Genomic DNA, 25,576 nt, shown 5'->3' on the forward strand with positions numbered 1-25,576 from the left:
AACTAAACAACCTGAGCCCCTACGAATACAGGACTCAGGCTGCTTAAATATTGCTTTTTGTTAATTGTCTACTTGACAGGGGTCACTTCATAATAAGGGTTCTCCTGTTAAATACTTATATATTTAATTCTTCTTTTTGGTGTCGCCTTCAACATCTAGAATGTCTTGAAGTTGAATCTTAGTTAGATCTGCTTCAGCAAACTCTTTAGTCTGTGGAAGTTGTACTTCGAATTCACTAATTGAATCTATTTGAACAATGGCTTCATCAAACGCAAGGTTAAGGATATGTCCACCTAGCGTCTTATCATCACTTACAAAGTGAAAATGGAAACCGGGAACGTTAATTGTTGCTGCATAGTTTGGTGTGTAGAAACCAACAAATGTTCCTTTTACATTCTTATATTCAAACTCTACTTGCTCTTCAGTAAGTACATCTTTTAGTAGACGATAAGGTTTTTCTTGTTTAGGCTCTGAACGAGTCTTCAAATACTTCAAAGTTACTGGCATTTTAAATGCATAGAAATTATTCTTATTATCCATTTGTGCTAATAGTTTTGTAGTTAAATCCTCTGTGTTTTTCACACTAGAAATGTATGCAGTCTTATCCTTATTGAAATTAGTAGCTACAACAAAAGGCGTTTTTGAAGCGCCAGGAACTTGAGTCATTTTTCCTTTGTTATCGAAACGGTAGAATTTAGAATCAAGAATTGTCAATTCTCCATCCGCACCATTAAGTGTACCCAGTCCGAAATCTCCGAATTTCTTAACTTCGTCAAGCGTGATATCCCCATCATATTGACCGCTCATAAGAGCATTGATTGTAGAGTATTGGAACAACTTATCACTCTTCACTTCTTTGCTTGGTGCAATTGTTGTACTTGGTGCCACTTTTTTTGGAACTTCATTAGCTTTAGCAAATACCGTGGCTCCTAATGAACCTAATAGAACTACTGATGCGATTGATGCTACTACTGTCTTCTTCATGTGCAAAAAACCTCCGATGATATATTTATAGTAAAGGCTAAACGCCATACTAACTAGATTTTAAACTTCTCAACATCACATTTAACTTTCTCAGCCGTCTGAAGAACAATATTAACTTGTTCATTGATCCGTGTGATAGAAGTCTTCTGAGTCTGAGTATCCTCAAGTGCATTTTGTGAATTTGCTGAATTCGAATTTGATATACTCGACAACTCTTCCGCTGACGAACTAATTTCTTCTGAACTAGCCGCAATTTCTTCAGATGTTGCACTTAAGCTCTGAATCTCACTATTAAGTTTGGACATATTATCCATGATACCTGAGAATAATGTGTTAACAGTTGTGCTGAGTGTGATACCATCACTTACTTCTGTTTTCACTTCTACAAGAGCATCTACTGACTTTTTGGTTTTATCATTAATTTCAGAAATCAATGCACTAATTTGTTTGGCCGCCTCTGAAGATTGAGCAGACAGCTTCTTAACTTCATTGGCTACAACTGAGAATCCTTTTCCTGCGTCTCCTGCTCTAGCAGCTTCAATACTCGCATTTAAGGAGAGTAAATTAGTCTCAGTGGCAATACTATTAATAATAGTAGCGATAGCACCAATTTCTTTGACCTTGTCCATTAAGGACTGTACGGCATCAGAAGAGTTGGTAAGTGCTACATCAATAGAATTCATTTGATACATCGTTTGTAAGACGCTTGAACTTCCTTCATCTGCCGTTTTAAACGTTTGATCAGATATATCACTGATCTCAGATGCACTACTAGCTATGCTATTTATTCCAATAGCACTCTCTTGTACCGCACGGGAGATTTCACGAGTGCTTTGTGCTTGAATTATTGAACTATCGGTTACTTGCTTATTCACATCGTATATGCGGGATGCTGCACCGGCTGTAGAAGTGATTTCTTCATTTAATACATCAGCGGCTTGATAGAGTCCTTGAGTACTGTTCGTTAAATTACCAACCAGATGTCTGAACTGTATAGTCATCGTTTTGAAAGCTCTAGATAATTCACCAATTTCATCTTTCGTTTGTAGAGGGACAATATCCTCTGAAAGATCTCCAGTAGCCATCTTCTCTGCTATTTGTGTTATCTTTTTGATCGGTTTTACAAAGACTTTGTTTACAAAATATAGAATGATAGCTAGCAGTATTAATGACGCTAGAATCGTTAACAGCGTATTGATAATGATAGGACCCTTTAAATCATCCAATTCACTGTCGTACAGAACACCTATGATTTTCCATCCAGTTAATGGATTAGTCGTATAGATTAGTTTGGCACCTTCACCTTTTACTGTAGTCTGTAATGTACCAGATTTAGAGTTATGCATCGACTCAAGTGTTGATTCTTTTGATAAATCAGTTCCAGCCTCCATCGATGGATGTGCAAGAACCTTCTGTGTTCCATCCAATACGAATGCATATCCCTTTGATCCTATTTTTTGAGTATTTATCGTATCCGTTAAATATTGCTTAAGTGATAAATTGACAGCTGCAACGCTGCGATTATCAGTTGTCGTTTTTGCAATTGTAATCACGACATTTCCAGATCCTGCAGAAACATATGGATCAGAAATAATGACTTTCCCTTTATTCTCCATAGCTTTCGTATACCAGACTCTAGTACGTGCGTCGAACCCATCTTTCATCTTAGACTGTGGTTCTATTGCAAAAAGACCAGTAGTCGTTGCAAAACCTATCAATTCTGTATCATCGGTATGTACTGCTTTAAAAATGCTTAATGTTGATTGTACTTCTGGATTACTAGAAATGTTCATATCTACAATAGGTGTCATATTGCCTGAACTTGGTGTAGATAAACTTCTAGCTAGTACATCCGTATCTTTCATAACGGGTAATACAACTCTGTCAATAATCGTGTTTAAATTTGATATTTGGCTGTTGGATGAATCTAATAACTGCTTTTCTAAAGAACTTACAGAAGTCTGGTATGAGAAATACCCTCCCCCTACGCTAGTTATCAGTACTAGTAATAGAAATACTGAGAATAGCTTTAACCCAATCTTAAATTTCAACAAACTTTTGATCTTCATCTAGTTATTTCTCCTCTGTGTATAAAAAATAGAGCTTTCCCTATGTAATAGAGCAGCTCTTTGAAACGCAAAGTAAATTGAGGTTCTCGTGCTAGTCTAGTAGTCTTAAAGTACTATCGACATATTGTGACATTTTATTTAGCTTTTTTTTAAAATAAATTTATTCGGATCATTTATCTTGTACACATTCGACGTGTATTTCCTTTGAAATCCCACGCGATAAGCTTTACTAATTATTCCACTCTTCTATCTCATTCTCAAAAAAAAGAACCTCTACGTATAGAAGTTCAAATATAACTACGCTCTAATAAAACCGCATTACAAATCAAGCTTCAGTGATGTCTAACAACGAGTTAGCAACCTCACGTCCATTCACTAATAATGTCAATCGGTGCTCTCCAGGATAGTGACGGCGGGTGGTTAAGTCCCTCCAACTGTGCTTACGAATTCCTTGAAGACGTGTGCCTCCTAGAACTGTCTTATCTGACAGGAGGAAAGATTTACGCGATGTCTTCCCCTGGCCTTCACAAAATCTATTGCGTATTCGACGCGGATATGTGCTGGTTCTCCATCCCGAACGTGAAGCTCGTATCGTAGTTCACATGTACCCCCAATAGATAGTCCATTTGGCTCAATCGATAAAGAGGCATAGGTTGCAATAGAGTGGTTACCCTCCGTAGGTTCTGCATATCCGAACAACGACATAATTTCAGGATCTGCATTACGAATTAAGGTGCGGCAGCCGTGACGTACAATCCAGTCCGTATGTGGATTCAATCCTTTCCAACGTCTTGCGATATCTATCACGACGGAAGGATGATCCTTCACAATGTCATTTAGATTATTGGCAACACTTTTACGTACATATAGTGATGGATCTGCCTTTAATAGCTCAAGTACTGGCAGAATAGGTGATGGTTCATGCTTGAACATCGGTAGTGCCTGTCCCCATGGTAGACGCGGCCGACAACCTTCGCTTGCAAGACGACGAACATGCTCCTGTGGATGTTCAGCCCATTTCAACATTTGGGACATCATCCGGACGGGATCACGAAGTAGGAATGGTCTCACCGCAAATTCCGCGGATGACTTCGATGTAAATCGCTCTAATGCTTTCATCGAAAGCTCCCAATGCTCCTCAGCCTGGCCATACACCTCAATGAAATCAGGGAAGAACAAATATGGGAATCCGATACATGACTGATCAATCTTGAATAATACTTCTAGTGCATCTTCGTACATAGAAGGAAAATATATCCTGAGTGATGTTGTAATCCGTCTCATGCGAGCCTTCAATTCTAGTGCTTCCCATGTGTCATCCATCGTTGTAGCCATAAATCCATCTATATCAAAAGCATCATAAACATCGTGTAACTTTTCGCTAAAACCTCTTAAAAAAGGTTCGTTATACATGTGTTTCAAAGGTTCTGCCATGATGTTGCTCCTTTATTTTGCGGACTGTTATACTTCAAGAGCATAACATAGTTAACTAGACACCTATATGTCTTGTTAGAATGTATAAGATGCTCCACATCAACAGTCCGCAGACTGCAGTCTGCAATAATATTTGAACATGTCAGATTATTAACTCTAACCTAGAGATCAATTATTTCAGTTGCAACAGTGTTACAAAATTCTTTATCATGCTCCACAAAAAGAATGGTTGGTTCGTATTCTAGTAGTAACTCTTCAATTTGCATGCGAGAAATAACATCAATAAAATTAAGCGGCTCATCCCAAATATGCAAATGAACATTCTCACTAAGACTTTTTGCAATCAATACTTTCTTTTTTTGTCCTCCGCTGAAATCTGAAATGTCTTTCTCGAATTGAACTCTGGAGAAATCAAGCTTTCTTAAAATCGATTTAAATAAACTTTCATCAATCCCGTTGTCTATCGCATAGTCAGATAAAGTTCCTTGAAGATGGGATGTGTCCTGTGATACATAGGATATCTTCAACTGACTATCCTTCACAAAGTTACCTGTATAATCTAGATCCTCACCGCAAATAAGTTTGATAATACTTGATTTTCCTGATCCGTTTTTACCCGTAAGTGCTATTCGCATTCCTTGAGTTTAGACTTTTCATCAATGGCGGATAGTTGTCTTTGTTCAATTGATTTAGAACGTTTCATCATTTTAGCAGCCTTATGGCCAATATAACCTTTATCCACTTTTGAACCGGAGTTTCTTGTTCCATTTTTGGTTTTCTCCACTTCGTGTGACCAGCTACCCGTCCTTTTAGCAGAACCAGACAAGCGGTTTATATCTCTTCTAAGCTTTTCGTTCTCTGCGAGTTCAAAGTTATCTTGTCTCATTTTGTTTTCCCACCAAGCGGAGAAATTACCTTTTTGAATTTCGATGTTGGTCTTATTGATGGAAAGAATGTGGTCTACACAGTTATCAAGGAATGATCTGTCATGAGACACTAGAATATAGCCACTTTTAGTCTTGAGATAATCACTAACAAGTTTTCTTGCAGTCATGTCAAGATGGTTGGTTGGTTCGTCGATCAACAGAAAGCTATTGTCCTTTATAAATAATGCAGCCAGTAATACTTTCGTTTGCTCTCCGTTAGACAATGAATCAAAAGATCGATATAGCACATCTTCAGTAACCATTAGCAAGGAAAGCTCACGCATGAGCTTCCAGTGTATATAATCCGGGAAAATATCGTTGATTACTTCAATCGTATTTGCTTGCTTCTTCTCTACATGGAAAGGGAAGTATTCAAAACTAACATGAGCCGATATATTTCCGCTGTATTCATATTTACCTAGCAATAAATTGAGAAATGATGTCTTACCTCTACCGTTTCTTCCCGTAAAACCTAATTTCCAATCGGTATCGATTGGAAAACTTACATTTTCAAATATATTATCGTAACTGCCCTCATGGGCAAACGTCAGGTTTGTAACATTAATTAATGACATACAAATATCCTCCTGTATAAAAAAATAAGAGCTACAAGAAAGTTACTTTCTTGTAGCTCAAATAAATACTTAATCCAATCCTCCCCAATGTATATGAGGATAGAGTTAGATTAGGATATATTGTTTGAGTGAAAAGATATAGTAACTTTCTTGCATATAAAAAATAAAACATGCGAAAAATCGCAGTCCTTGTTTTATTCATTTACATTTGCAAGAAATCCTACATATACTTTTCACTCCAATCATCAATTTGAAAGTATGATATCATACCCTTTATTAAATTTCAATAAATACAGCCTAATTACAGACGTACATTTTCCGGAATATGACTTTATGTTTACAACATCTTATTGTTTAAGATTCAGGATTGCTCACATCAATTTGTTTAATGAATCGCGCTGGATTGCCTCCAACGACAACATCATTAGGGACATCTTTCGTGACCACTGAACCAGAAGCTATAACGACGTTATCACCAATGGTAACACCAGGATTTATAATAGATCCTCCACCAATCCAGACATTATTTCCAATCGTCACAGGTTTACCATACTCTGCCCCACTTATTCGCTCAAATGGATTTAATGGATGTGTCGCAGTATAGATATGTACGCCTGGTGCAATGAAACAATTATCGCCGATACGAACTTCACATACGTCTAGAATAACACACTCAAAATTGACGTAGAAATTATCCCCTACATGAATATTATAGCCATAGTCGCAACGGAATGTCGGTTCAATATACAGGTTTGGACCTGTCGATCCGAATAATTCTTTGATTAGCTCGACACGTGTATCATGCTCTGTTTCTAGGGTTTGATTGTACAAACGTGTTAATCTTCTAGCATGATCACGGTCTTGTATTAATTGTGGGTCTCCAGCAATATATAATTCCCCATCAATCATTTTCTCTTTTTCTGTTTTTGGATGCATATTCAGTCTTCCTCTCTCTATTCAGATTAATTTATTTTAGCAGAATCTGATACCCATTATCCACTCTTCTTCTGCCCAATAGCATTTCAATCCATTTTGGATATTGCCTTTTCCATCATTTCATCATTAATTGCACCTTTAAATATCTCTCGAATGATCCCTTGAGAATCAATGAAATACGACGTCGGATACGCGGATATTTGATAGGTACTAGCGACGTCACCATCTGTATCCATCACGACTGGAAACGTAAGTCCGAAATCTTCAACAAACGCTTTTACATCACTCTCGCTTTTTTCTGTTTGCGTTAAATTGACCGATAATACCACCACATTGTCCCCATCATGGTTATACATCTTCTCCATATGTGGCATTTCAACTCTGCAAGGAGGACACCATGTGCCCCAGAAGTTCAAAATCACTTTCTTACCTGTGAAATCCGAAAGTTTCACATTCTTTTCATCCAGTGAGAGCAAATTGAAATCTGGTGCCATATTTCCTTTTGCAATGCCAACTTTCACTCCAGAAGTACTCACTTGCTTATTTTGTTGTCCATTATTGTTGGTGTAATCGTAAACTCCCCATACGACTAGAATCAGTAGTATGATGATCGCAATTCCATTTTTCCTCATCGTATCGTGTACTCCTTTTTAATAACTAAATGTGCTGAATTGAGCCAAGTAGGCGCTTATCTTTTGTAAATTCCCTGTGAACAGTAACAATCCCATAACAACCAATATCCAACCATTGAGGATAGAAAGTGTAGGCAGCCATCGATTTATCTTTTTCAAAATCCCTAAGGAACGTGTAATCATAAAAGACAATATCAGAAAAGGAAGCCCTAATCCTATTGAATAGACAAATAGTAGGAACATGCCGCTATATAACGTGTCAGTAGAACCAGCAAGCAACAAGATAGAGGATAACGCTAACCCGACACAGGGTGTCCATCCGGAACCAAAAGCCAACCCTAATATAAAGGAACTTGCATTTCCTTTTTTAGAATGATCAGTAGTAACCCATTTTTTCTCAAACATAAGAAAACGCAATGTTAGCACTCCAGCCATTTGTAGACCAAATACGATGATCAATAGCCCACTGATTTTGCCAACAAGATCTCTATTACCATTAAACAATTGACCGATATAACTAGCCGATGCACCCATCGCTACGAATATCACACTAAATCCCAGAATAAAGCTTATTGAACGCATCATAAGTAACTTTTTCTCGACATTCACTCGATTATCTTGTACGAAGGAACCTGTTAAATGTGATACATAAGCAGGAATTAACGGAAATACACAAGGTGAAAGGAAAGATAGAATGCCGGCAATCAGTGCTACAATAACCGAAGTATTCTCCATCAATGTCTCCCCTTTCTCTTCTGCTTATCCAATGCGGTATCAATCCATAAGAATAGAATAAACACAAATACATAGATTAGTTGTTCCATCGTGAATCCGAATATGAACAATGTTCTACCCTTCTGGAGGAAAGAGACCCCGATCATAATCAAGCTATACCAGATCATCACTCGGGTAAGTACATTTGAATCCCCAAGAGCTACTTTTCTAGTGTAAAAGTATAAAGCGAGCATAATATTTAGAATTATAAAGATTACATGGTACAATACATTTTCCTTGTGCGAAGCTAAGAGTAAGAGATGATACATGCTGCTGCTCGTAGTCCATCCAATCAATAAGACATCCAGATTCAACATGATACCAGTGCCATCTTTCCGTGTACGAAACCATACATATATAACTGAAATAGCGATGGCCAACATTAACCCTCGATCCCCACCACTAAAGTAAATCAGAGACATTGGATAGTGGATCACTGACATAGGATCAAATAAGATTAAGCTACATTTCCATATCACAAAACCAATAATGAGAGCGTTCACAAATTTATCGCTAATATTCCCTTCAACGACTACTGTTACTTTCTTTAATCGGTATTTCAAAGCCATATAGCCGATACAAGCAGACAATATAAACATCAGCAATTCTAGATTCAGTACGAATGGCCCTAACTGTATGACATTCAAACGTTTATCTCCCTTCGCTTCATAATAACTTCATTGATTTGCTACTTTCTAACATAAAAAAACAAATATTTATCCTACAAACAATAGTTTTAGTATATCATGAACACACATAGAGACCACAATCCAGAGGTACAACAGGAGATATATACGATTATAAAATATGAGTTATTCAACGCAAAATAAACCGACTGGATTTACCCAATCGGCATTTCATTAATTCATACCTTACATTTATTTAACCTTCTGCGCTGCAAATGTAATCGACTGACTACGAAACTGGGTTGGTGTATCGTATTTCTCCTCATCAACCGAATGAATTACCGTTGTGTGTTCAAGGACATTCCAACTATAATAGACTTTCTCAAGAATCGTAAACGCCTTATCTTTGGGGAGATTGAGCTCGATCAATGTATCTAACTCACGACCGGTATCTCGTTCCACTTCTTGGATATCCGTATTCATGATAATACAGTGAATCCCCCCCATACGGGTACCTTGCTTCATTCGTTCGAGCACTTGTACGAACGCCTCCTCTGAGGAGACGTGTTCAAGGCATCCGCACGCTACAATATAGTCGTAATGGTCTTTCGTTATATCCGCGTGCTCAACATCACCTTCTTTTGCTTGAATGACATCCGTAACACCGTATTTATTAGTATTGTCACGTAGCTTATTAATGGCTTCATATAGTAAATCCAACCCGACGACCTTGCTATCCGTGTGTTGAAGTCGTAGTGCAATGGGAATCGTATTGCGACCAGCCCCACAACCAAGATCAAGCACATTTACATGATCCTTATGCACTAACAGCCGATCTAGAAGTTCCATGATCACATGGTTGGGCTTAGACAACCACGTTCCGGGTTCTAAAATCTCATGATCACTGTACAGCTCATTATGATAGATGGCTTCTGCTTTACGAGCCTCTTCGAAATCCGCTTGGTTCATTTCATCACCTCTTCTTAGATTCCAACGTCTTCACAAATATTCCATAATCATATTATTGTTCTATGTAACCCCTTCTTATTCTAAGAACAAGATACTCTTACTTACACATATAAAAAACCTATGAAACAGATGATAGCGGGATGACACTCACGCTTTCATTTATTCCATAGGTTCGTTTTCATTAATTTCATATCTTATGAGAAATTTAAATCTTCTTTACCCCAATAAACCTGCAAATTCATGATTTTACCGAATTCATCAAATGACATAATCTCAATCGCCTGAATGACTACCTTTTCTCCCTTGGCGTTCGTTTCAATCTCTATTGCCATGGCACCGGAATGGCTGTGAGATCCACAGATCGGGGTCATTAGCTTGATCTTCGTATCTCCATTGACTACCTTACTGTAAAATTGCCTTATTGGCTCCGTTCCTTCTATTGGAATTGAACCGACGGGATCTTCAAGAGAAGCTGTTTCTGAAAAAAGTCCCAATAAAGATTCCAAATCATTTGCATTAAAATGGTCTATATATTGTTGCATAGCTTGTTTAATTTCGGGTTGTTCTAACATAAAAAACGCCTCCTCTATAATGTCTATAGTATTTATATAAACAAAATAGAGGCATACTACGCAACTTATAAAAACTATTTGAATTATGCCATGTAAATTTATGCTTGATCAATCACTGTGATTAGATCGGTTGCTGGAATTCTTGGTTGAGCATTTGGTACTTGACTAGCATAACCAACGTGAAGACTACCCACGACTCTTTCACCAGGTTGAATGCCTAGAGCATTTCGGTAAGCTGCTTCATGCATGTGTCCATAACTTTTCCATATCATACCTAAGCCCTGTTCCCAAGCAAGTAAGCTCAAATTCTGAATGATACAACTTGCAGAAGAATAATCCTCTTCCCGAATGCCAATAACAGGGTTTTCCTGAATGACTACAGCAATGAACATCGGAACACCCATCATTTTATTGTAGTAATTCACATTAAATGAAGCATCACCAGGTTTTCCTTTTAATTCGGCAATACGTTTACGTGCTTCCCCATGGACGATGACAAATCTCCAAGGTTGAGTCATTCTATGGTTAGGGACCCAGACAGCGGTGTCCAATAGTTCTTTTACAAGATCTAGTGAAACCTCCCGTTCCTCAAAAATTTGAATAGATCTTCTTTCTTTTATCAATTGTGTTAATTCCATGGAATGTTCCTCCTCTTAATTTAAGATGCTATGTAAAAAATGATGAATGTTATGACTAATGTCGTTGAAAATGATAATCTTTATCAATAACTATTAGTTTAAATTGTGTATACCTCCTTGTCAACAGTCTTGTGGTGAAATTTAAATCATTGATGAATAACCCTTTGATTAGACCGCTAGTGAACATTGAGATAATATCTGATATTAACGTCTGGATGCATCAAAATCTACAGACACACCGTGACAAAAAAGAAATAAGACTGCACATCGGCAGTCTTATTTCTTTTTTGTCACACCAACCTTAGAATAACCATCTAAGCAACATCATACATACCAATCCTACGATCACTGTTCCAAGTAGACTACGAGTAAATATAGCAACTGCGAACGTAGGAAGCGCAGCTAACCATTCGAGTTGATTGAATGCGAATTGCCCCTCTGTAATAAATAGTTCTTGAGCAATTAGCGCGGCCATGACTGCAACTGGGATATGTTGTAACCAACGAATTAGACCATTAGGTAGTTGGAATCTGCTGAGTACGACTAATGGGAGCACACGAGGAATTAACGTTACGAGGGCAGAACCCATAATTATGATTAAAATGTTCCATCTGATGTCCATTTCTGAATGACAGCTCCTATCGTTGAACTAAGAACGGCGGCTATAATAACGCCCATACTTCCGGTAAATATATAACTGGCACCAATCACGATCAATACAGAACTCAATGCCACGATCATAGGAACCAGTAGTTTTTTACTACTATGAAGTTGGAGTACAAGTAAGCCAATAAACATCGCAGGCAAAGCAAAATCAAGTCCATATATTTCCGGGTGAGGAATCCACTTTCCAAGTAAGCCTCCTGCAATCGTTGCTAGTAACCAGTTCAGATACGCAGTCATGTTAAGTCCTAGCATCCAACGATATCCTAAGGTCTTCCCACTCGCTACACGGTTCATGGCGACTCCAAATGACTCATCCGTTAATTGAGAACCGATCACAAGATTCTTCCAGGAAGATAATCCTTTGAAATGTGGGGCGATGGCAGCGCTTAGTAAAAGATGTCGTAGATTAATAAAAAAGATCGTAAAAATAATAGCAGATATAGGTGAACTGGCAGCGATCATACCCGCGGCAATAAATTGACCTGATCCCGCGTAGAGTAAAGCACTCATTAACGCAATTTCACTTACGCTCATTCCCGAGGTGTTTCCAACTACACCAGCAGCAAACCCAATGCTCAAGTAACCGAGAAGCGTAGGAACACAATCTTTAACACCTTGAATAAATCTATCTTCTTGTATGGCTGTTCTTTGATGATTTAATTCCATTGATCTCAACCTCTGCCTTGTACTTTTTACATAGTTTACGGGTTAATAGTCATTCTGACAACATAAAAAAAAAGCTTGCACAAGGCAAGCTTCTTATAATAACGAACTTTTAATTTTATCGATGGTCAGCGTAATGATATGCTTTGCTAAAATCACGAATGATGGCTATTTCTTCTTCTGTTAGTGGTGTTACATCTCCAGCAGCAATATTGTGCAGAAGTTGATCTAGTGAACTCGCCCCAGGAATTGTAACAGCGACGCTTGGGTCAGACAATACATATCTAATCGCAATCTGAGCCATGCTTCTATTCTCATGAACAAGTGTTTGTAATTCAGCACGTATCTTTTGTAATTCTGCAGCTTTGTGTTCTAGATAACCATTATCAGTTTTCTGATCGCCTCGCGCGGATAGAATTCCTTTGGCTACAGGTCCACGTACAATCATACTGATATCATTAGCAGCTAATGTTGGTAGTATCTCTTCTTCTGGACGACGATCTAGTATGCTATATTGGCTCATGACACTGACGATATTGGAGCGTGAGACATATTCTCTGACCACATTTTGACGAATAGATGATATACCATAATGACGGATAAGACCTTCTTGTTTCAACATTTCAAAAGCTTCTATCGTCTCATCCATAGGATCTTCTAGTGTTCCGCCATGAAGTTGATACAGATCTATATAATCTGTTCTAAGACGAGTTAAGCTCTCTTTCACAGCCGAAATAATGTACTTCTTCGAAGGATCCCATGTCGTACCCTCTTGACCAGGGGTTCGACGATTTCCAACCTTTGTAGCTAGAATCACATCATGACGGCGGCCTTTGATGGCTTTTCCAACGATTGCCTCATTGCGTCCATCATCATATAGATCGGCAGTATCCAGGAAGTTAACATCTCGCTCCAATGCTTCATGAATGAGTCGGATGGCTGATACTTCCTCTGTCCCAAGTGACATACATCCAAGTCCAATTTCACTGACCAATAAATCAGATGAACCTAATTTTGATCTTTTCATTGATAGTCCCTCCTCTTAATTCATATTCAATATGATTTAAACAAGCATATGTAGCACGGTAAGTAGAATACCGATAATAAATCCGCATAACGCACCATTAACTCGGATCCATTGTAAATCATTACCCACTTTATCCTCTAACATTCTTACAAGCGTTTGGTCATCCATTTGATCCAAGTTATCTTTGACCAACAGACCCAATCTATAGTAATTGTTCTCCACGATATTTACGATGAGTGACAATATGCCTTGTTCCCACTTCTGAACCAATGATTCATGCTTATTTAGTGTGGAAGTCATCCACCGGAATCCGGTCAAGATGAGTCGACCCCCATTGTCATATTCACTACTTAATCTATTGAGCAATTGACCTCGCAGCTCTTCTAATTGATTCAATATGAATACTTGTGTACTTGGATTGGTTAGCTTCGTATCCAGCCATGATTTAAGTTGGAGTGTAATGCTCGGGTTCAAGGCAGCCGTAGTTAATTGCATTCTTATTTCATGTAGAATTCGTTCTCTGTATTCACTATCTGGTTTCGCTAGATCATCAAATGAAGAAATCATCATGCCAGTAAGTAATGAACCCAACTTCTCCTCACTCATAAATCCTAGAAAAGCTTGAACTGCGAACCCTTTCATACCCCCAAGCTGTATCTCTTGTAATTTACTGTGTACCAAATTGCCAAGTAATGCTTCACTGTCTGGTTTCGTCGCCCACTGCTTACCATACGCCAAGGCATAATCTAATACTTTCTCATCATATTTACTTTCCACAATGGATACAGCTGTCTGAGCTACGATTGGCTCTAATTCTTTGTTTCTGACATATCCTACAAGAATCGTTTGAAGTGATGCGGATACTTTATCGAGAGGAATCGTCTCTACGACCGATTTAACAGACGTAATCATCGTCTTTCTTAGCTCACGTTTACGAATGAGTTTGAAAATACCGTTAGCAAGCGCCTTAAAAATTTTAGTCTGACTGAGTTTACGTTTAATACTCTCTTTATTTAAAAGTTCGGTTTCCATGGCGGAAATTAATGAATTAATGATTTTGTCTCGGTTATTCAGTAGTAAAGATGTGTGAGGAATTGGAATACCCATAGGATGGCGGAATAAAGCCGTTACAGCGAACCAATCGGCAAAACCACCAACTAGCCCTGCTTCAAATCCGCCCTGAAGTAATCGAACAGCAATATTTTGTGGCATAAATAACGTTAATAAAAAACCAATCCCCATTACAATCAAGGAAGAGCTTGCTATGTACTTAGTTCTCATGGTTGATCATCCCCTTATAGTAAATGTATAGCATATAGAAATAAAAAACAGGAGGTCAGTAGACTCCTGCTCTTCTCAAGTTGAACTTCCACTTAATTGATTATTCACACCATTTATTATTAATGTGATTAACGACTTTTAATTAGCAACTGCACAGCTGATTGAATCCTTTCCCGAGAATCCGTTCCCTTATCCATATCTTCTAGTATACAATGCTCAAGGTTTGTCGCAACAATATAAGCGATGGCTGTATCAGACGCGTTACGAACTGCAGATAATTGGGATACGACTTCTTTACAGTCTTTCCCTTCATCCATCATTTTTAACACACCACGAATTTGTCCTTCTAATCTTTTCAAGCGACGTGTAATGTTCTCATCATAGTTCATTTGTTCTTCCTCCTATCGCTACTACGAGCACATTGAATGTTTATTGTCGTAGCAAGGTGTGACTGGGTTAATACAGATATATATATTTTGAAATCCTTTTTTCTTTAAAATACGAGCAGCTTTTTTACTTCTTCTATCATTATTACCCATTATTATAACGGAATGAGCATGTTCTAAATCTAAATTAGCTACATAAGGCAGTCTTCCAAGCGAAATATTGACACTTCCAGGTACATGACCTGCTTGGTAATCTAGGGCATCCCTTATATCAAGTAACTTAAAGGTAGAATTCTCGTTCGTTACGGTGTCGCAAGAAATTTCTTGTAAATCTTCTGTAGACCAGACATTTCGAATGACCACCACGATTGCGATAAAAATAACACTAATGACCCACCACATTTTTCTAGCCTCCATCTAACTAGTATTTCACAATAGGGATACCCCAATAGGTATTATAAGGTGAGTATCAGCTAACTGTCAAACAAAACAACCGTGCATATACACGGTTGTTTTGTGGTGTCTGGTTTATTTATGAATCAATACGAATCAATGTGTTCTGTATCGTCTTGTTCTGAACCAGCTGGATACATCGTATCAAGTGCTGCATCTAACAATTGGTCGAATAATGTTTCGTCTTCGATAAGAAGCGTATCTATTCTAAACAATTCTTCTTCGTTTCCGGGTTCCTTGGCGAAATTTATGCTGTAGTCCCAATTCGTCCCTCTCTTACTGTGGAATGTAACTTCGAATAAATCCTTAGTATCCTCTAGGCGAAATGACGCATGACCAATATAATGATCATCCTCATCTTTTTTCATATCGACATGTTCAATATGTACGTTCATTCATTGTGATCTCCTTTGACCTTAAATATATTTATAGTATACCACCTTCTGGACCTATATAGAATGAACTATAGATGGGCATATAAACTTTTGTTCAATCAATCGCTACATGTTCATTTTCATTATGTTATCCAATTTAGTACAATATAAAAGAAACTAATTACATTTGGAGGAATACATATGACAGATTTTCAACAACAGTTGATCAAATATGCCGATTTGGCAGTTAGAATTGGAGTTAACGTACACCCGGGACAGACACTCGTTGTAAATGCACCTATTTCTTCAGCTGAATTCGTTAGATTAATTGTAAAACAAGCTTATGAAGCGGGAGCCAAACTCGTGAAAGTGAACTGGAGCGATGAAATTGTTACTCGTCTTCAATATGAATTGGCCGCTGATGAGGCTTTTACAATTGTTCCGAAATGGTATGCAGGTGAAATTGTTGAACTCGTAGAAAATGGCGCAGCTGTATTGAGCGTAATAGCAGAGAATCCAGATCTTCTAAAAGGGATTCCTCAAGAAAGAATCGCAACGGCTCAAAAAACTAGAGGTCAAGCATTAAAGAAATATCGTGAATATGTGCAATCAGATAAATTTAGTTGGAGTATAGTCGCTGTTCCATCGGTAGAATGGGCAGCAGCAGTATTTCCAGACCTCCCTCCGAATGAACAAGTTCAAAAACTATGGGAAGCCATATTCCATACTGTTCGTGTGGATCAAGAGAATCCTGTGGAAGCATGGCAGACACACTTGGAGAACTTATCCACTAAATCCTCCTATCTCAATGCTAAGAAGTACAAGAAACTTCATTATATAGCACCGGGAACAGACCTCACTATTGAACTACCCTTAGGCCATATCTGGGCAGCGGGTGAAAGTACAGATGAGCAAGGACATCATTTCGTGGCTAACATGCCAACAGAAGAAGTATTCACAGCTCCTTTAAAAACAGGTGTGAATGGTATGGTAAGCAGCACGAAACCTCTTAGTTATGGAGGTAATATTATTGATAACTTCTCGATCACTTTTGAGAACGGCCGCATTATTAGTGTATCCGCTGAACAGGGTCAAGAGACACTTGAACATCTCGTCGCAATGGATGAAGGTTCTCATTATCTAGGCGAGGTTGCACTTGTTCCTCATCAATCGCCAATCTCGGAATCGAACATTCTCTACTACAATACGTTGTTTGATGAGAATGCATCGAACCATTTAGCCATCGGGAGTGCTTATGCATTCTGTCTTGAGGGCGGTAAAGAGATGACACAAGAGGAACTCTTAGAACGCGGTTTAAATACTAGCGTAACGCATGTGGACTTTATGATTGGATCCGCACAAATGGATATTAACGGAATTACCGAAGATGGACAGGAAGAACCTTTATTCCGAAATGGGAATTGGGCCATTTAGAAAGATCATTATACACATTGGAGGAATAACATCATGCTTAGTTTTGAACAGAAATTAGATAATTATGCTACTTTAGCCATCCAAATTGGTGTCAATGTTCAACCGGGACAGACGCTTGTAATCAACGCTATGATTGATTCAGGCCAACTTGTACAACTTCTTGTACGTAAAGCCTATGAAGCAGGTGCTAAGCTCGTAAAAGTGAATTATACAGATGAAGCTGTGTCACGAATGCGTTACGACCATGCATCAGAGGAATCTTTTCTTGAAGCTCCAACATGGTTCGCTGGAGAAATGATTGAACTCGCTGAGAATGGTGCCGCATTCCTTACGGTTATTTCTTCAAGTCCGGATCTCTTAAAAGGTGTAGCTCCTGAACGTATCGCAAATCATCAGCGTACTTACGGTCAAGCGATGGCCAAGTACCGTCAATACCAACAAGCCGATAAAGTGAGCTGGAATGGCTTAGCTGCACCCTCTCCTGATTGGGCAGCTAAAGTATTCCCTGATGCATTACCTGAAAATCAAGTAAACATGCTTTGGGATGCTATTTTTGCAGCAGTACGTGCGGATCAACCAGACCCTATTCAAGCTTGGCATGACCACATCGACAAGCTTCAAGTTAAATCAGATGAACTCAATAACAAGAAATTCCAAAGTCTTCATTTTGTTGCACCAGGTACAGATCTAACTGTTGAGTTACCTGAGGGTCACATTTGGGCACAAGCAGGAAGCGTGAATGAACAAGGAACCACTTTCGTAGCTAACATTCCTACTGAAGAAGTATTCACGGCTCCACTTAAAAATGGTGTTAATGGTAAAGTGACTAGTACCAAACCTCTTAGCTATGGCGGAAATATTATTGACCGTTTCTCAATATCTTTCGAGAATGGGCGTATCGTCGATTTCAGTGCAGAGGAAGGTTATGAAACACTCGAGCGGTTAGTGAACATGGATGAAGGTTCGCATTATTTAGGAGAAGTTGCTCTAGTACCCTTCCACTCTCCTATTTCACAGAGTAATATTTTGTATTACACGACGTTATTCGATGAGAATGCTTCTTGCCATTTAGCTATTGGTAGTTCTTATGCGTTCAACATTGATGGTGGAAAAACGATGTCTTCTGAAGATCTCGCAGCTAAAGGAATGAATCAGAGCATTACTCATGTTGACTTTATGATGGGATCGTCAGAGATGAACATATACGGGATAACACATGATGGAGCTAAAGTACAAATCTTCACTGATGGAAACTGGGCATTCTAATAGAGTGACCCATTGATTTGCTACTTGGAGAGGAGCAACGGGTATGTTAAATGTCGATTTAACTGGAAAAACAGCTCTAATCACAGGTGCAACAGGACAGCTAGGAAGAGTGATGGCACGAACGCTTGCTGATTGTGGTGCAAATATCATTATTCATTATCATGGTAATGAAGGTAAAGCTAACGAACTGAAACAAGAGATTGAGTCTATAGGTAGACGGTCTATGATCGTTCGAGCCGATGTCACCCAATTCGATGACGTAATGAGCATGAAGGATCGTATACTCGAACATTTCGATGCTGTTGACATTATTGTAGCTAATGCTGTTGTTCAATATGAATGGAAGTCTATCCTTGAGCAACCCATTGAAGACTATACGAGTCAGATCAATTCTTGTCTTATGCAAAGTGTCTATTTAGCAAAAGCCTTCGTTCCCTCAATGATCGATCGTAAGGCCGGACGTGTTATTGGGATTAATACAGAGTGCTCCATGCAAAATGCTCCCGGTCAATCAGCCTATGTTGCTGGTAAAAGAGGCATGGATGGGGTATATCGTGTGCTTGCTAAAGAAATCGGAGAGCATCAAATTACCGTAAATCAAATAGCTCCGGGTTGGACCGTAAGTGAGAATGACAGACTAAACCATACCGAGATCAGTGAAGGTTATTCACAGACCGTTCCTTTGAGACGTCGAGGTAGTGATCAAGAAATAGCAAATGTCGTAGCATTTATTGCATCTGATCTAGCAAGCTTTATTACAGGAGCATATATCCCCGTTAATGGTGGAAATGTGATGCCTGCGATTTAATCGTATGTTAGATAGATGCAATCTGACTCATCTATCTGTTTGAATTAAACAAGCTGAGTTCTCCCAATTGGGGAACTCAGCTTGTTTAATTGTTTGTATGTGTCTTGTTATTCTCTAAGTTTCAGAGTTTATTTAGGATGAACTTGTTCAGTTAGTATCATCACTCCCCGTCCGGGAAGAACGGCATTTAGAGAAATCGTTTCTCCAGTAAGTAAATCTTCGAGGGTGACCTCTCCGATATCAACGGTTACAGGATCTGCATTGTGATTCAGTAGGAATAGGAAGGACCTTCCTTCCTTAACCCGTTGAGAAGCTTCTACACCCGCTGGAATATTCGGTATGAGAGGATTAACGCCTTTGTCTTGACATAGATTGGACAAGAACCCCTGTAGGAATTCACTGCTAGCGCTTGTCGCCACATAATATGCCTGACCTTTACCAAATGAATTTACCGTTAGTGCAGGCATGCCTTTGTAAAATTCAGATCCATACTCCGCCAACACTTCGGCACTTTCGGCATGAATAAGATCAAATAGAAGTTCACATGGATATGAGCCTTCTAATTTACCAATGGGCTTATTCATCACGAGTTGATTGAATTGCCCAGCCGGAAGCACATCAATCTCCTCAGCCCAAATGCCTAGCAATTTACGAAGCTCTCCCGGGTAACCGCCAACGGTAACCAAATCGTTCTCGTTCACAATACCACTGAAGAAGGTTGTCACAAACGTACCTCCTTCAGATACAAATGATTCAGTCTTCTGCGCAAATCCTTTCTTCACCATATACATAACGGGAGCGATAACGATTTCATACTTGCTGAAATCTGCATCTACGCTTACTATATCCGCTTGAATGCCTAGCTTGAAGAGCGCATCATAATATTTATGAACCTCACTCGGATACTGTAGATCGACAGTCGGTCCGCTAGACATCTCAATCGCCCATCGATTCTCCCAATCATACACAATAGCCACTTTAGCCTCTGTACGCGCATCTAGAAGTGTATCTCCAAGACGCATTAACTCTTCGCCAAGATCTGCACATTCGCGGAACACCCGTGTTTGTTCATGCCCTACATGTTCAATGACAGCACCATGGAATTTCTCGCAAGCGCCAATTGAACGGCGCATTTGAAAGAATAACACGGTATCCGCACCCCGTGCTACAGCTTGATAACTCCACAGTCGCATCACACCAGGTCGTTTCAAAGAGTTATACGCTTGCCAGTTCTGCTGACTTGGTGTTTGCTCCATCAGCATGAACGGATCCCCATCCTTCAAACCGCGCATCAAATCATGTACCATCGCCGTTTCACTTACGGGTGTCGTCAGTGACGGATAATTATCCCATGAGATAATATCCATATGCTTTGCCCAGTCAAAATAATTAAGCTGTCCGAAGTTACCCATTAAATTGGTTGTAATCGGAACATTACTCGAATGCGTACGGATTTCCTCAGCTTCTATGATGTAACATTCCAGAAGGCTGTCAGACATAAACCTTCGGTAATCTAGTGAGATCCCTTGAAAAGCACTGACATTTCCTTCTCCTTCCTCGCTGAGTCCATTCGGTAGTACAATTTCATCCCAATCATAGAATGTATGACCCCAAAAGCGTGTATTCCAAGCTTTGTTCACCGAATCTATGCTATTATACCGACTTTGCACCCATACTCGGAATTCAGCAGTGCAATTATCGCAATAACAATATCCACCGTATTCATTCGATACATGCCACAGAAGCAACGCAGGATGATCTTTATAACGCTCCGCTAGCTTCCCTGCTATGAGGCGCGAATATTTACGATAGGTGGGACTATTTGGACAAGAGTTATGTCTTCCACCAAATGTTCTCTTTCGTCCATAGAAATCAGTTCGTGTAACATCAGGATAACGTTTGGCCATCCATGCCGGGTGAGCTGCTGTACTGGTTGCAAGTACAACACCTACACCATTGCGATGCAAACGATCCATCGTTTCATCTAACCAGTTGAAGTCATAGGTATTCTCTTCTGGTTGATTTAGTGCCCAAGAAAACACATTTATGGTAACCACATCGATCCCAGCTAGCTTGAACATCCGCTGATCTTCTTCCCACACCTCTGGCCCCCACTGTTCGGGGTTGTAATCTCCGCCGTACCATATTTTTGGTAGTTTATCATTAATCAAGATAGGCACTTCCTTTCCTCTATCTACTTATCGAGTAATATTGGCTTTGTGAGTTAATAGAAAGCTTGGTTGCTAGGTCTTTCTTAATCGATAACAAGGAAGTTGTTTTTTGCAATCTTTTGATACCAATAGTAACTTTCTTTAGGTGTCCTCTTCTGGGTTCGGAAATCCACATGGATTAGGCCAAAACGCATGCCGTAACCTTCAGCCCATTCAAAATTATCCAGTAGTGACCATTCCATATATCCTTTTACAGGTACACCGTCAGCGATCGCTCGATGCATGGCAATGATATGCTGACGAAGGTAGTTAATACGTCGTGTATCATGGACTTTACCATTGATAGGATCATCATTGATACATGCACCATTCTCTGTAATATAAATCGGAATATCGCCATATTTGTCATGTGTATATCTTAGAGAGTCATAAAGACCTACCGCATCCATTGGCCAATCAATATCTGTACGCTCGTAGCCCATATTCATATCCTCTTCTTCAAATATCCCATGACCCGGTGCATGTCGACGCACACTTGCAGAGTAATAGTTACCTCCAATGAAATCTATCGACTGACGGATGATATCCATATCTCCTGGTAAAACGTCAGGTTTAGCCCCCGCTTTCTCAAACGTCTTCAACAGACCATCGGGATACTTCCCAAAAAATATGGGGTCAAGGAACCAATCCCAAGTCCACTCTATGGCACGAAAGCACACTTCTTGATCTTCTTTACTCTTCGTATATGGATAAGCCCATGTAATATTCGGAGCGATACCAATCTCACCATTAAAACCTAGTTCACGGTAACTGCGAACGGCCTCTCCGTGAGCGAGCAATAAATGATGAGCGACATCAACAGCAAGTTTAAGATCTTGGTAACCTGGTGCATGCACACCTAAATAATTAGATAAGAACGAACTGCACCAAGGTTCATTTAATGTGATCCATTTATTGATTTTTCCAGAGAACGATTTAAACATCGTTTCAGCATAAAGCTTGAAAGCTGTCGCCGTATTGCGGTTATCCCAACCACCTTCATCTTGAAGAGCCTGCGGTAAATCCCAATGATAGAGCGTGCAGAAAGGTTCAATGCCATTGCTTAGAAGTTCATCTACGAATCTGTGATAGAAATCTAAACCCGCTTGATTCACTACTCCACGTCCATTTGGAAAAATGCGAGACCATGATACTGAGAAACGGTATGTTGTTATCCCTAATTCTTTCATGAAGGCAATATCCTCTTTGTAACGATGATAGCTATCGCAAGCCACATCCCCATTATCACCATTTTTAACTTTACCAGGTGTATGCGAGAACGTATCCCAAATGGATAGACCTCTTCCATCTTCTGCATAAGCTCCTTCAATCTGATAGGCTGCTGTTGCCGTACCCCAACAGAAATCTTTCGGAAATTGGTATATAGTCATGAATATCCTCCTATTTGGAAGTAATAATATAAATATCACCTATACGTGTGTCAAAAGGTCCTTCCGCATCCATAATCATTCCATCTGGTTTGATGATGAGAATTTGATGCTCATAATAGATTGTACAACGCTGTCCATGCGTTGAAGTTACCCGTGCTTGCATTAGCAAACCATCTTGCCAGGTGATATCTACGATAAAACCTCCACGAGCTACAAGTCCTTGTACTTTTCCTTCGCTCCAACGATTGGGGAGTGCAGGTAACAGATGTATCTCCCCGTGATGACTCTGTAGCAACATCTCAGCAATACCTGCCGTTACCCCGAAATTACCGTCAATTTGGAATGGAGGGTGGTTACCCAATAAATTCGGTAAAGTTGAATGCGTTAGAATACGGCGAACATAACTGTAAGCCTGCTCATGCTCGCATAATCGAGCATATAGATTGATGAGCCACGCAGCGCTCCAACCTGTATGACCGCTCCCTCCCTCCAATCTTACTTGGAGTGATTTCTTCGCAGCCTCAATCAAGTCAGGTGTTTTACTGCTGTTATATCGGCTACCAGGATACACATCATATAGATGCGAGATATGCCTATGCCCTTGCTCAGACTCTATGAAATCTTCATGCCATTCTCTCAGCCTTCCATCACTTCCAATTCCCGGATGAGATAGACGTTCCCTCATGTTTATAAGCTGTTCGCGGAAGTCGGTATCCTCATTCAAAATGTTCTCTGCTAGAATACAATGGCTGAATAATTCATCGATGAGTGACATATCCATCGCTGATCCAGTTGAAAGACTACAAGCTTGACCTTCAGAGTATAGAAAGACATTCTCAGGCGAGGTAGACAGTCCCGTTGTTAACGTACCTTCAGGTAATTGAACAAGCCAATCGATACAAAATAGTGCTGCGCCCTTTAGGATTGGATAGGCCGTATCACGTAAGTACGTTTCATCCGGACGAAAGGCATAACGCTCCCATAAATGACGTGATAACCATACACCGCCCATTGGCCAAAACGCCCACATAGCTCTTCCATCTGATGGCGAAGACATACGCCATAAATCAGTATTATGATGTGCAACCCAGCCCCGGCAACCGTAATGCAACGCAGCTGTACGACTACCGGTTACGCTCAGATCACGAATAAGCTCAAGTAAAGGTTCATGGCACTCACCAAGTCTACATATTTCAGATGGCCAATAATTCATTTCTGTATTGATATTCGTTGTATAATTGCTGTTCCAAGGCGGTTGAATATGTGGGTTCCATATGCCTTGAAGATTCAATGCTTGTGAACCTGGTCTGGAACCCGCAATCATCAGGTAACGTCCGTAGTGAAATAACAACGTCTCTAATCCTGTATCATCACCTTCAATACGATAACGTTGGAGGCGTTCATTCGTAGGAAGATCTACCATATGGTATACATTCTTCGATCCAAGACTGAGCTTTACCCGCTCGTATAATTCTAAATAATCACGAATATGACGATTTCTTAGGTCGTCATACTTAGTTGGAGCATCATGAAGTATTTGCACACATGTGGCAATGGACTGTAATTCGTCAACTCCTGGCATGACATCATAACCTGCAAAATTAGTAGCTGCTGTCATGAATATCGTGACTGATTTAGCTCCTCGTGCGATGAACCCATTACTGTTCCGTTCAACTTCTCCGCCATCCGTACGTACCTCCATGCAAGTAGCAAATCGGAGTCCCAGCCCTTCTTCATATAAGACGGGTTGGGGATGGTCACCCATGTAATTGTCAGCTACATGTGAAGGAGCAGAGCCATGTAGAATAATGGCTCCTGCTTCCTGTCTTACATTGAAGGGATGAGGTGAGAACAGTTCTGCTGAAATATCTGGAAGCAGAGCTCTCCATTCTTGAGTATTACCGCCTTCTACCTCTTCTGCCCGAATGTGTATCACGATTAGATTGTCTGGATTACTTGCAAATACTTCACGTACAATCCGTACACCTTCTTGAATATATGATACAGATGCGATGGCACTATCAAGATCTAATTCTCGACGATATGCTATAGTTGAGGCTTTGGAATGCATATTAATACGTAGCTCTCCTAAAGGCTGATAAGACTCCGTGCGTCTTCCGACCATATGGTCCTCAACTATTGCCTCGGCTTCCGTATACTTTCCATTCATAGCCAAATTTCTAGCAGCTTCTAAGTATCTAAGTGCCTCATAATTTGCAGTATCACGTGGAAATCCGGACCATAATGTATCCTCATTCAGTTGAATGACTTCTTGTTCTATCCCTCCAAATACCATCCCGCCTAGTCGGCCATTACCTATAGGTAGTGCTTCTTCCCATATTGTAGCGGGTTCCCTATACCACAGATGATTAAGGCTGCCTTGTTTGCTGTGCTCCATGCAACTCCCCCAATCGAAGTCAGGCTTATAAGCTTAAACCATAGTTAATACAGAACACTTCATTATGTTAATTATCCAATAAAC

The 25,576-nt window shown here is 39.7% G+C and carries 22 protein-coding genes and 2 pseudogenes; 3 read left to right on the forward strand and 21 right to left on the reverse strand.

The genetic code is table 11. The annotated features are described in order from the left end of the window. Nucleotides 1–123: 123 nt before the first annotated feature. The 18 genes and pseudogenes from budA to PBAT_RS21055 form a co-directional block, all read right to left on the reverse strand. The gene (gene budA / locus PBAT_RS20970) at nucleotides 124–984 is read right to left on the reverse strand and encodes an acetolactate decarboxylase (protein WP_068652599.1); all 861 of its coding nucleotides are present in this window, start codon (nucleotides 982–984) and stop codon (nucleotides 124–126) included. 53 nt (nucleotides 985–1,037) lie between these two features. Next, nucleotides 1,038–3,053, reverse strand: a complete 2,016-nt coding sequence (locus PBAT_RS20975) for a methyl-accepting chemotaxis protein (protein WP_068652601.1) — start codon at nucleotides 3,051–3,053, stop codon at nucleotides 1,038–1,040. A 325-nt stretch (nucleotides 3,054–3,378) separates the two neighbouring features. Beyond that, nucleotides 3,379–4,487 (reverse strand): annotated as a pseudogene (locus PBAT_RS20980) (DNA alkylation repair protein). 161 nt (nucleotides 4,488–4,648) lie between these two features. Further along, nucleotides 4,649–5,988: pseudogene (locus tag PBAT_RS20985) on the reverse strand (ATP-binding cassette domain-containing protein). 354 nt (nucleotides 5,989–6,342) lie between these two features. Beyond that, nucleotides 6,343–6,924: a sugar O-acetyltransferase gene (locus PBAT_RS20990; RefSeq protein ID WP_068652603.1), complete on the reverse strand. Its 582-nt coding sequence runs from the start codon at nucleotides 6,922–6,924 to the stop codon at nucleotides 6,343–6,345. Between the two features lie 86 nt (nucleotides 6,925–7,010). Beyond that, nucleotides 7,011–7,556, reverse strand: a complete 546-nt coding sequence (locus PBAT_RS20995; protein ID WP_068652605.1) for a TlpA family protein disulfide reductase — start codon at nucleotides 7,554–7,556, stop codon at nucleotides 7,011–7,013. A gap of 18 nt (nucleotides 7,557–7,574) precedes the next feature. Beyond that, the gene (locus PBAT_RS21000; protein WP_068652607.1) at nucleotides 7,575–8,291 is read right to left on the reverse strand and encodes a cytochrome c biogenesis CcdA family protein; all 717 of its coding nucleotides are present in this window, start codon (nucleotides 8,289–8,291) and stop codon (nucleotides 7,575–7,577) included. After that, nucleotides 8,291–8,977 carry a hypothetical protein gene (locus PBAT_RS21005; protein ID WP_068652609.1) on the reverse strand — a complete coding sequence of 229 codons (687 nt, stop codon included), beginning with the start codon at nucleotides 8,975–8,977 and terminating at the stop codon, nucleotides 8,291–8,293. The genes PBAT_RS21000 and PBAT_RS21005 overlap by 1 nt, the downstream gene beginning before the upstream one ends. A 231-nt stretch (nucleotides 8,978–9,208) precedes the next feature. Beyond that, nucleotides 9,209–9,925, reverse strand: a complete 717-nt coding sequence (locus PBAT_RS21010; RefSeq protein ID WP_068652611.1) for a class I SAM-dependent methyltransferase — start codon at nucleotides 9,923–9,925, stop codon at nucleotides 9,209–9,211. A gap of 194 nt (nucleotides 9,926–10,119) precedes the next feature. After that, a complete protein-coding gene (locus PBAT_RS21015; RefSeq protein WP_068652613.1) occupies nucleotides 10,120–10,497 on the reverse strand; it encodes a nuclear transport factor 2 family protein in 378 nt (125 codons plus the stop codon). A gap of 98 nt (nucleotides 10,498–10,595) precedes the next feature. Next, complete coding sequence (locus PBAT_RS21020) at nucleotides 10,596–11,135, reverse strand: nitroreductase family protein (RefSeq protein ID WP_068652615.1); 540 nt, start codon at nucleotides 11,133–11,135, stop codon at nucleotides 10,596–10,598. 301 nt (nucleotides 11,136–11,436) lie between these two features. After that, nucleotides 11,437–11,757: an AzlD domain-containing protein gene (locus PBAT_RS21025; protein ID WP_068652617.1), complete on the reverse strand. Its 321-nt coding sequence runs from the start codon at nucleotides 11,755–11,757 to the stop codon at nucleotides 11,437–11,439. Further along, nucleotides 11,733–12,467, reverse strand: a complete 735-nt coding sequence (locus PBAT_RS21030; RefSeq protein ID WP_068652619.1) for an AzlC family ABC transporter permease — start codon at nucleotides 12,465–12,467, stop codon at nucleotides 11,733–11,735. Before PBAT_RS21030 ends, PBAT_RS21025 begins: the two co-directional genes overlap by 25 nt. A 115-nt stretch (nucleotides 12,468–12,582) precedes the next feature. Further along, a complete protein-coding gene (locus PBAT_RS21035) occupies nucleotides 12,583–13,491 on the reverse strand; it encodes an aldo/keto reductase (RefSeq protein WP_068652620.1) in 909 nt (302 codons plus the stop codon). Nucleotides 13,492–13,527: 36 nt separating this feature from the next. After that, nucleotides 13,528–14,772: a DUF445 domain-containing protein gene (locus tag PBAT_RS21040; RefSeq protein ID WP_068652622.1), complete on the reverse strand. Its 1,245-nt coding sequence runs from the start codon at nucleotides 14,770–14,772 to the stop codon at nucleotides 13,528–13,530. Nucleotides 14,773–14,900: 128 nt separating this feature from the next. After that, nucleotides 14,901–15,161 carry a metal-sensitive transcriptional regulator gene (locus PBAT_RS21045; RefSeq protein WP_068652624.1) on the reverse strand — a complete coding sequence of 87 codons (261 nt, stop codon included), beginning with the start codon at nucleotides 15,159–15,161 and terminating at the stop codon, nucleotides 14,901–14,903. A 21-nt stretch (nucleotides 15,162–15,182) separates the two neighbouring features. Then, nucleotides 15,183–15,560 (reverse strand): rhodanese-like domain-containing protein, encoded by a 378-nt coding sequence (locus PBAT_RS21050; RefSeq protein ID WP_068652626.1) that lies wholly within the window; start codon nucleotides 15,558–15,560, stop codon nucleotides 15,183–15,185. 137 nt (nucleotides 15,561–15,697) lie between these two features. Beyond that, nucleotides 15,698–16,006 carry a transglutaminase-like domain-containing protein gene (locus tag PBAT_RS21055; protein ID WP_068652628.1) on the reverse strand — a complete coding sequence of 103 codons (309 nt, stop codon included), beginning with the start codon at nucleotides 16,004–16,006 and terminating at the stop codon, nucleotides 15,698–15,700. A 180-nt stretch (nucleotides 16,007–16,186) separates the two neighbouring features. On the opposite strand from PBAT_RS21055, the gene PBAT_RS21060 reads away from it, so the two are divergent. From PBAT_RS21060 to PBAT_RS21070, 3 genes are read left to right on the forward strand one after another with little or no spacing between them, the layout of a single operon-like run. Next, nucleotides 16,187–17,419, forward strand: a complete 1,233-nt coding sequence (locus tag PBAT_RS21060) for an aminopeptidase (RefSeq protein ID WP_068652630.1) — start codon at nucleotides 16,187–16,189, stop codon at nucleotides 17,417–17,419. A gap of 33 nt (nucleotides 17,420–17,452) precedes the next feature. Then, complete coding sequence (locus PBAT_RS21065) at nucleotides 17,453–18,685, forward strand: aminopeptidase (RefSeq protein WP_068652632.1); 1,233 nt, start codon at nucleotides 17,453–17,455, stop codon at nucleotides 18,683–18,685. 43 nt (nucleotides 18,686–18,728) lie between these two features. Continuing rightward, nucleotides 18,729–19,493, forward strand: a complete 765-nt coding sequence (locus PBAT_RS21070; RefSeq protein ID WP_068652634.1) for an SDR family NAD(P)-dependent oxidoreductase — start codon at nucleotides 18,729–18,731, stop codon at nucleotides 19,491–19,493. Between the two features lie 128 nt (nucleotides 19,494–19,621). On the opposite strand, the gene PBAT_RS21075 is transcribed toward PBAT_RS21070, so the two are convergent. The 3 genes from PBAT_RS21075 to PBAT_RS21085 form a co-directional block, all read right to left on the reverse strand. Continuing rightward, nucleotides 19,622–21,664, reverse strand: coding sequence for a beta-galactosidase (locus tag PBAT_RS21075; RefSeq protein ID WP_068652874.1), 2,043 nt, complete (start codon nucleotides 21,662–21,664; stop codon nucleotides 19,622–19,624). Between the two features lie 83 nt (nucleotides 21,665–21,747). Further along, nucleotides 21,748–23,094, reverse strand: a complete 1,347-nt coding sequence (locus PBAT_RS21080) for a GH1 family beta-glucosidase (RefSeq protein WP_068652636.1) — start codon at nucleotides 23,092–23,094, stop codon at nucleotides 21,748–21,750. A 10-nt stretch (nucleotides 23,095–23,104) separates the two neighbouring features. Further along, on the reverse strand, nucleotides 23,105–25,492 hold the full coding sequence (locus tag PBAT_RS21085; RefSeq protein ID WP_068652638.1) for a glycoside hydrolase family 95 protein: 2,388 nt from the start codon (nucleotides 25,490–25,492) through the stop codon (nucleotides 23,105–23,107). Nucleotides 25,493–25,576: the final 84 nt, after the last annotated feature.

The organism is Paenibacillus antarcticus, from assembly GCF_001637225.1.
Classification (GTDB): Bacteria; Bacillota; Bacilli; order Paenibacillales; family Paenibacillaceae; genus Paenibacillus_AQ; species Paenibacillus_AQ antarcticus.

Excerpts from the sequence above, each read along its gene's own strand:
- budA (WP_068652599.1), bottom strand. The coding sequence starts at position 984 with ATGAAGAAGACAGTAGTAGCATCAATCGCATCAGTAGTTCTATTAGGT.
- PBAT_RS20975 (WP_068652601.1), bottom strand. The coding sequence starts at position 3,053 with ATGAAGATCAAAAGTTTGTTGAAATTTAAGATTGGGTTAAAGCTATTC.
- PBAT_RS20990 (WP_068652603.1), bottom strand. The coding sequence starts at position 6,924 with ATGCATCCAAAAACAGAAAAAGAGAAAATGATTGATGGGGAATTATAT.
- PBAT_RS20995 (WP_068652605.1), bottom strand. The coding sequence starts at position 7,556 with ATGAGGAAAAATGGAATTGCGATCATCATACTACTGATTCTAGTCGTA.
- PBAT_RS21000 (WP_068652607.1), bottom strand. The coding sequence starts at position 8,291 with ATGGAGAATACTTCGGTTATTGTAGCACTGATTGCCGGCATTCTATCT.
- PBAT_RS21010 (WP_068652611.1), bottom strand. The coding sequence starts at position 9,925 with ATGAACCAAGCGGATTTCGAAGAGGCTCGTAAAGCAGAAGCCATCTAT.
- PBAT_RS21015 (WP_068652613.1), bottom strand. The coding sequence starts at position 10,497 with ATGTTAGAACAACCCGAAATTAAACAAGCTATGCAACAATATATAGAC.
- PBAT_RS21020 (WP_068652615.1), bottom strand. The coding sequence starts at position 11,135 with ATGGAATTAACACAATTGATAAAAGAAAGAAGATCTATTCAAATTTTT.
- PBAT_RS21025 (WP_068652617.1), bottom strand. The coding sequence starts at position 11,757 with ATGGACATCAGATGGAACATTTTAATCATAATTATGGGTTCTGCCCTC.
- PBAT_RS21030 (WP_068652619.1), bottom strand. The coding sequence starts at position 12,467 with ATGGAATTAAATCATCAAAGAACAGCCATACAAGAAGATAGATTTATT.
- PBAT_RS21035 (WP_068652620.1), bottom strand. The coding sequence starts at position 13,491 with ATGAAAAGATCAAAATTAGGTTCATCTGATTTATTGGTCAGTGAAATT.
- PBAT_RS21040 (WP_068652622.1), bottom strand. The coding sequence starts at position 14,772 with ATGAGAACTAAGTACATAGCAAGCTCTTCCTTGATTGTAATGGGGATT.
- PBAT_RS21045 (WP_068652624.1), bottom strand. The coding sequence starts at position 15,161 with ATGAACTATGATGAGAACATTACACGTCGCTTGAAAAGATTAGAAGGA.
- PBAT_RS21050 (WP_068652626.1), bottom strand. The coding sequence starts at position 15,560 with ATGTGGTGGGTCATTAGTGTTATTTTTATCGCAATCGTGGTGGTCATT.
- PBAT_RS21055 (WP_068652628.1), bottom strand. The coding sequence starts at position 16,006 with ATGAACGTACATATTGAACATGTCGATATGAAAAAAGATGAGGATGAT.
- PBAT_RS21060 (WP_068652630.1), top strand. The coding sequence starts at position 16,187 with ATGACAGATTTTCAACAACAGTTGATCAAATATGCCGATTTGGCAGTT.
- PBAT_RS21065 (WP_068652632.1), top strand. The coding sequence starts at position 17,453 with ATGCTTAGTTTTGAACAGAAATTAGATAATTATGCTACTTTAGCCATC.
- PBAT_RS21070 (WP_068652634.1), top strand. The coding sequence starts at position 18,729 with ATGTTAAATGTCGATTTAACTGGAAAAACAGCTCTAATCACAGGTGCA.
- PBAT_RS21080 (WP_068652636.1), bottom strand. The coding sequence starts at position 23,094 with ATGACTATATACCAATTTCCGAAAGATTTCTGTTGGGGTACGGCAACA.
- PBAT_RS21085 (WP_068652638.1), bottom strand. The coding sequence starts at position 25,492 with ATGGAGCACAGCAAACAAGGCAGCCTTAATCATCTGTGGTATAGGGAA.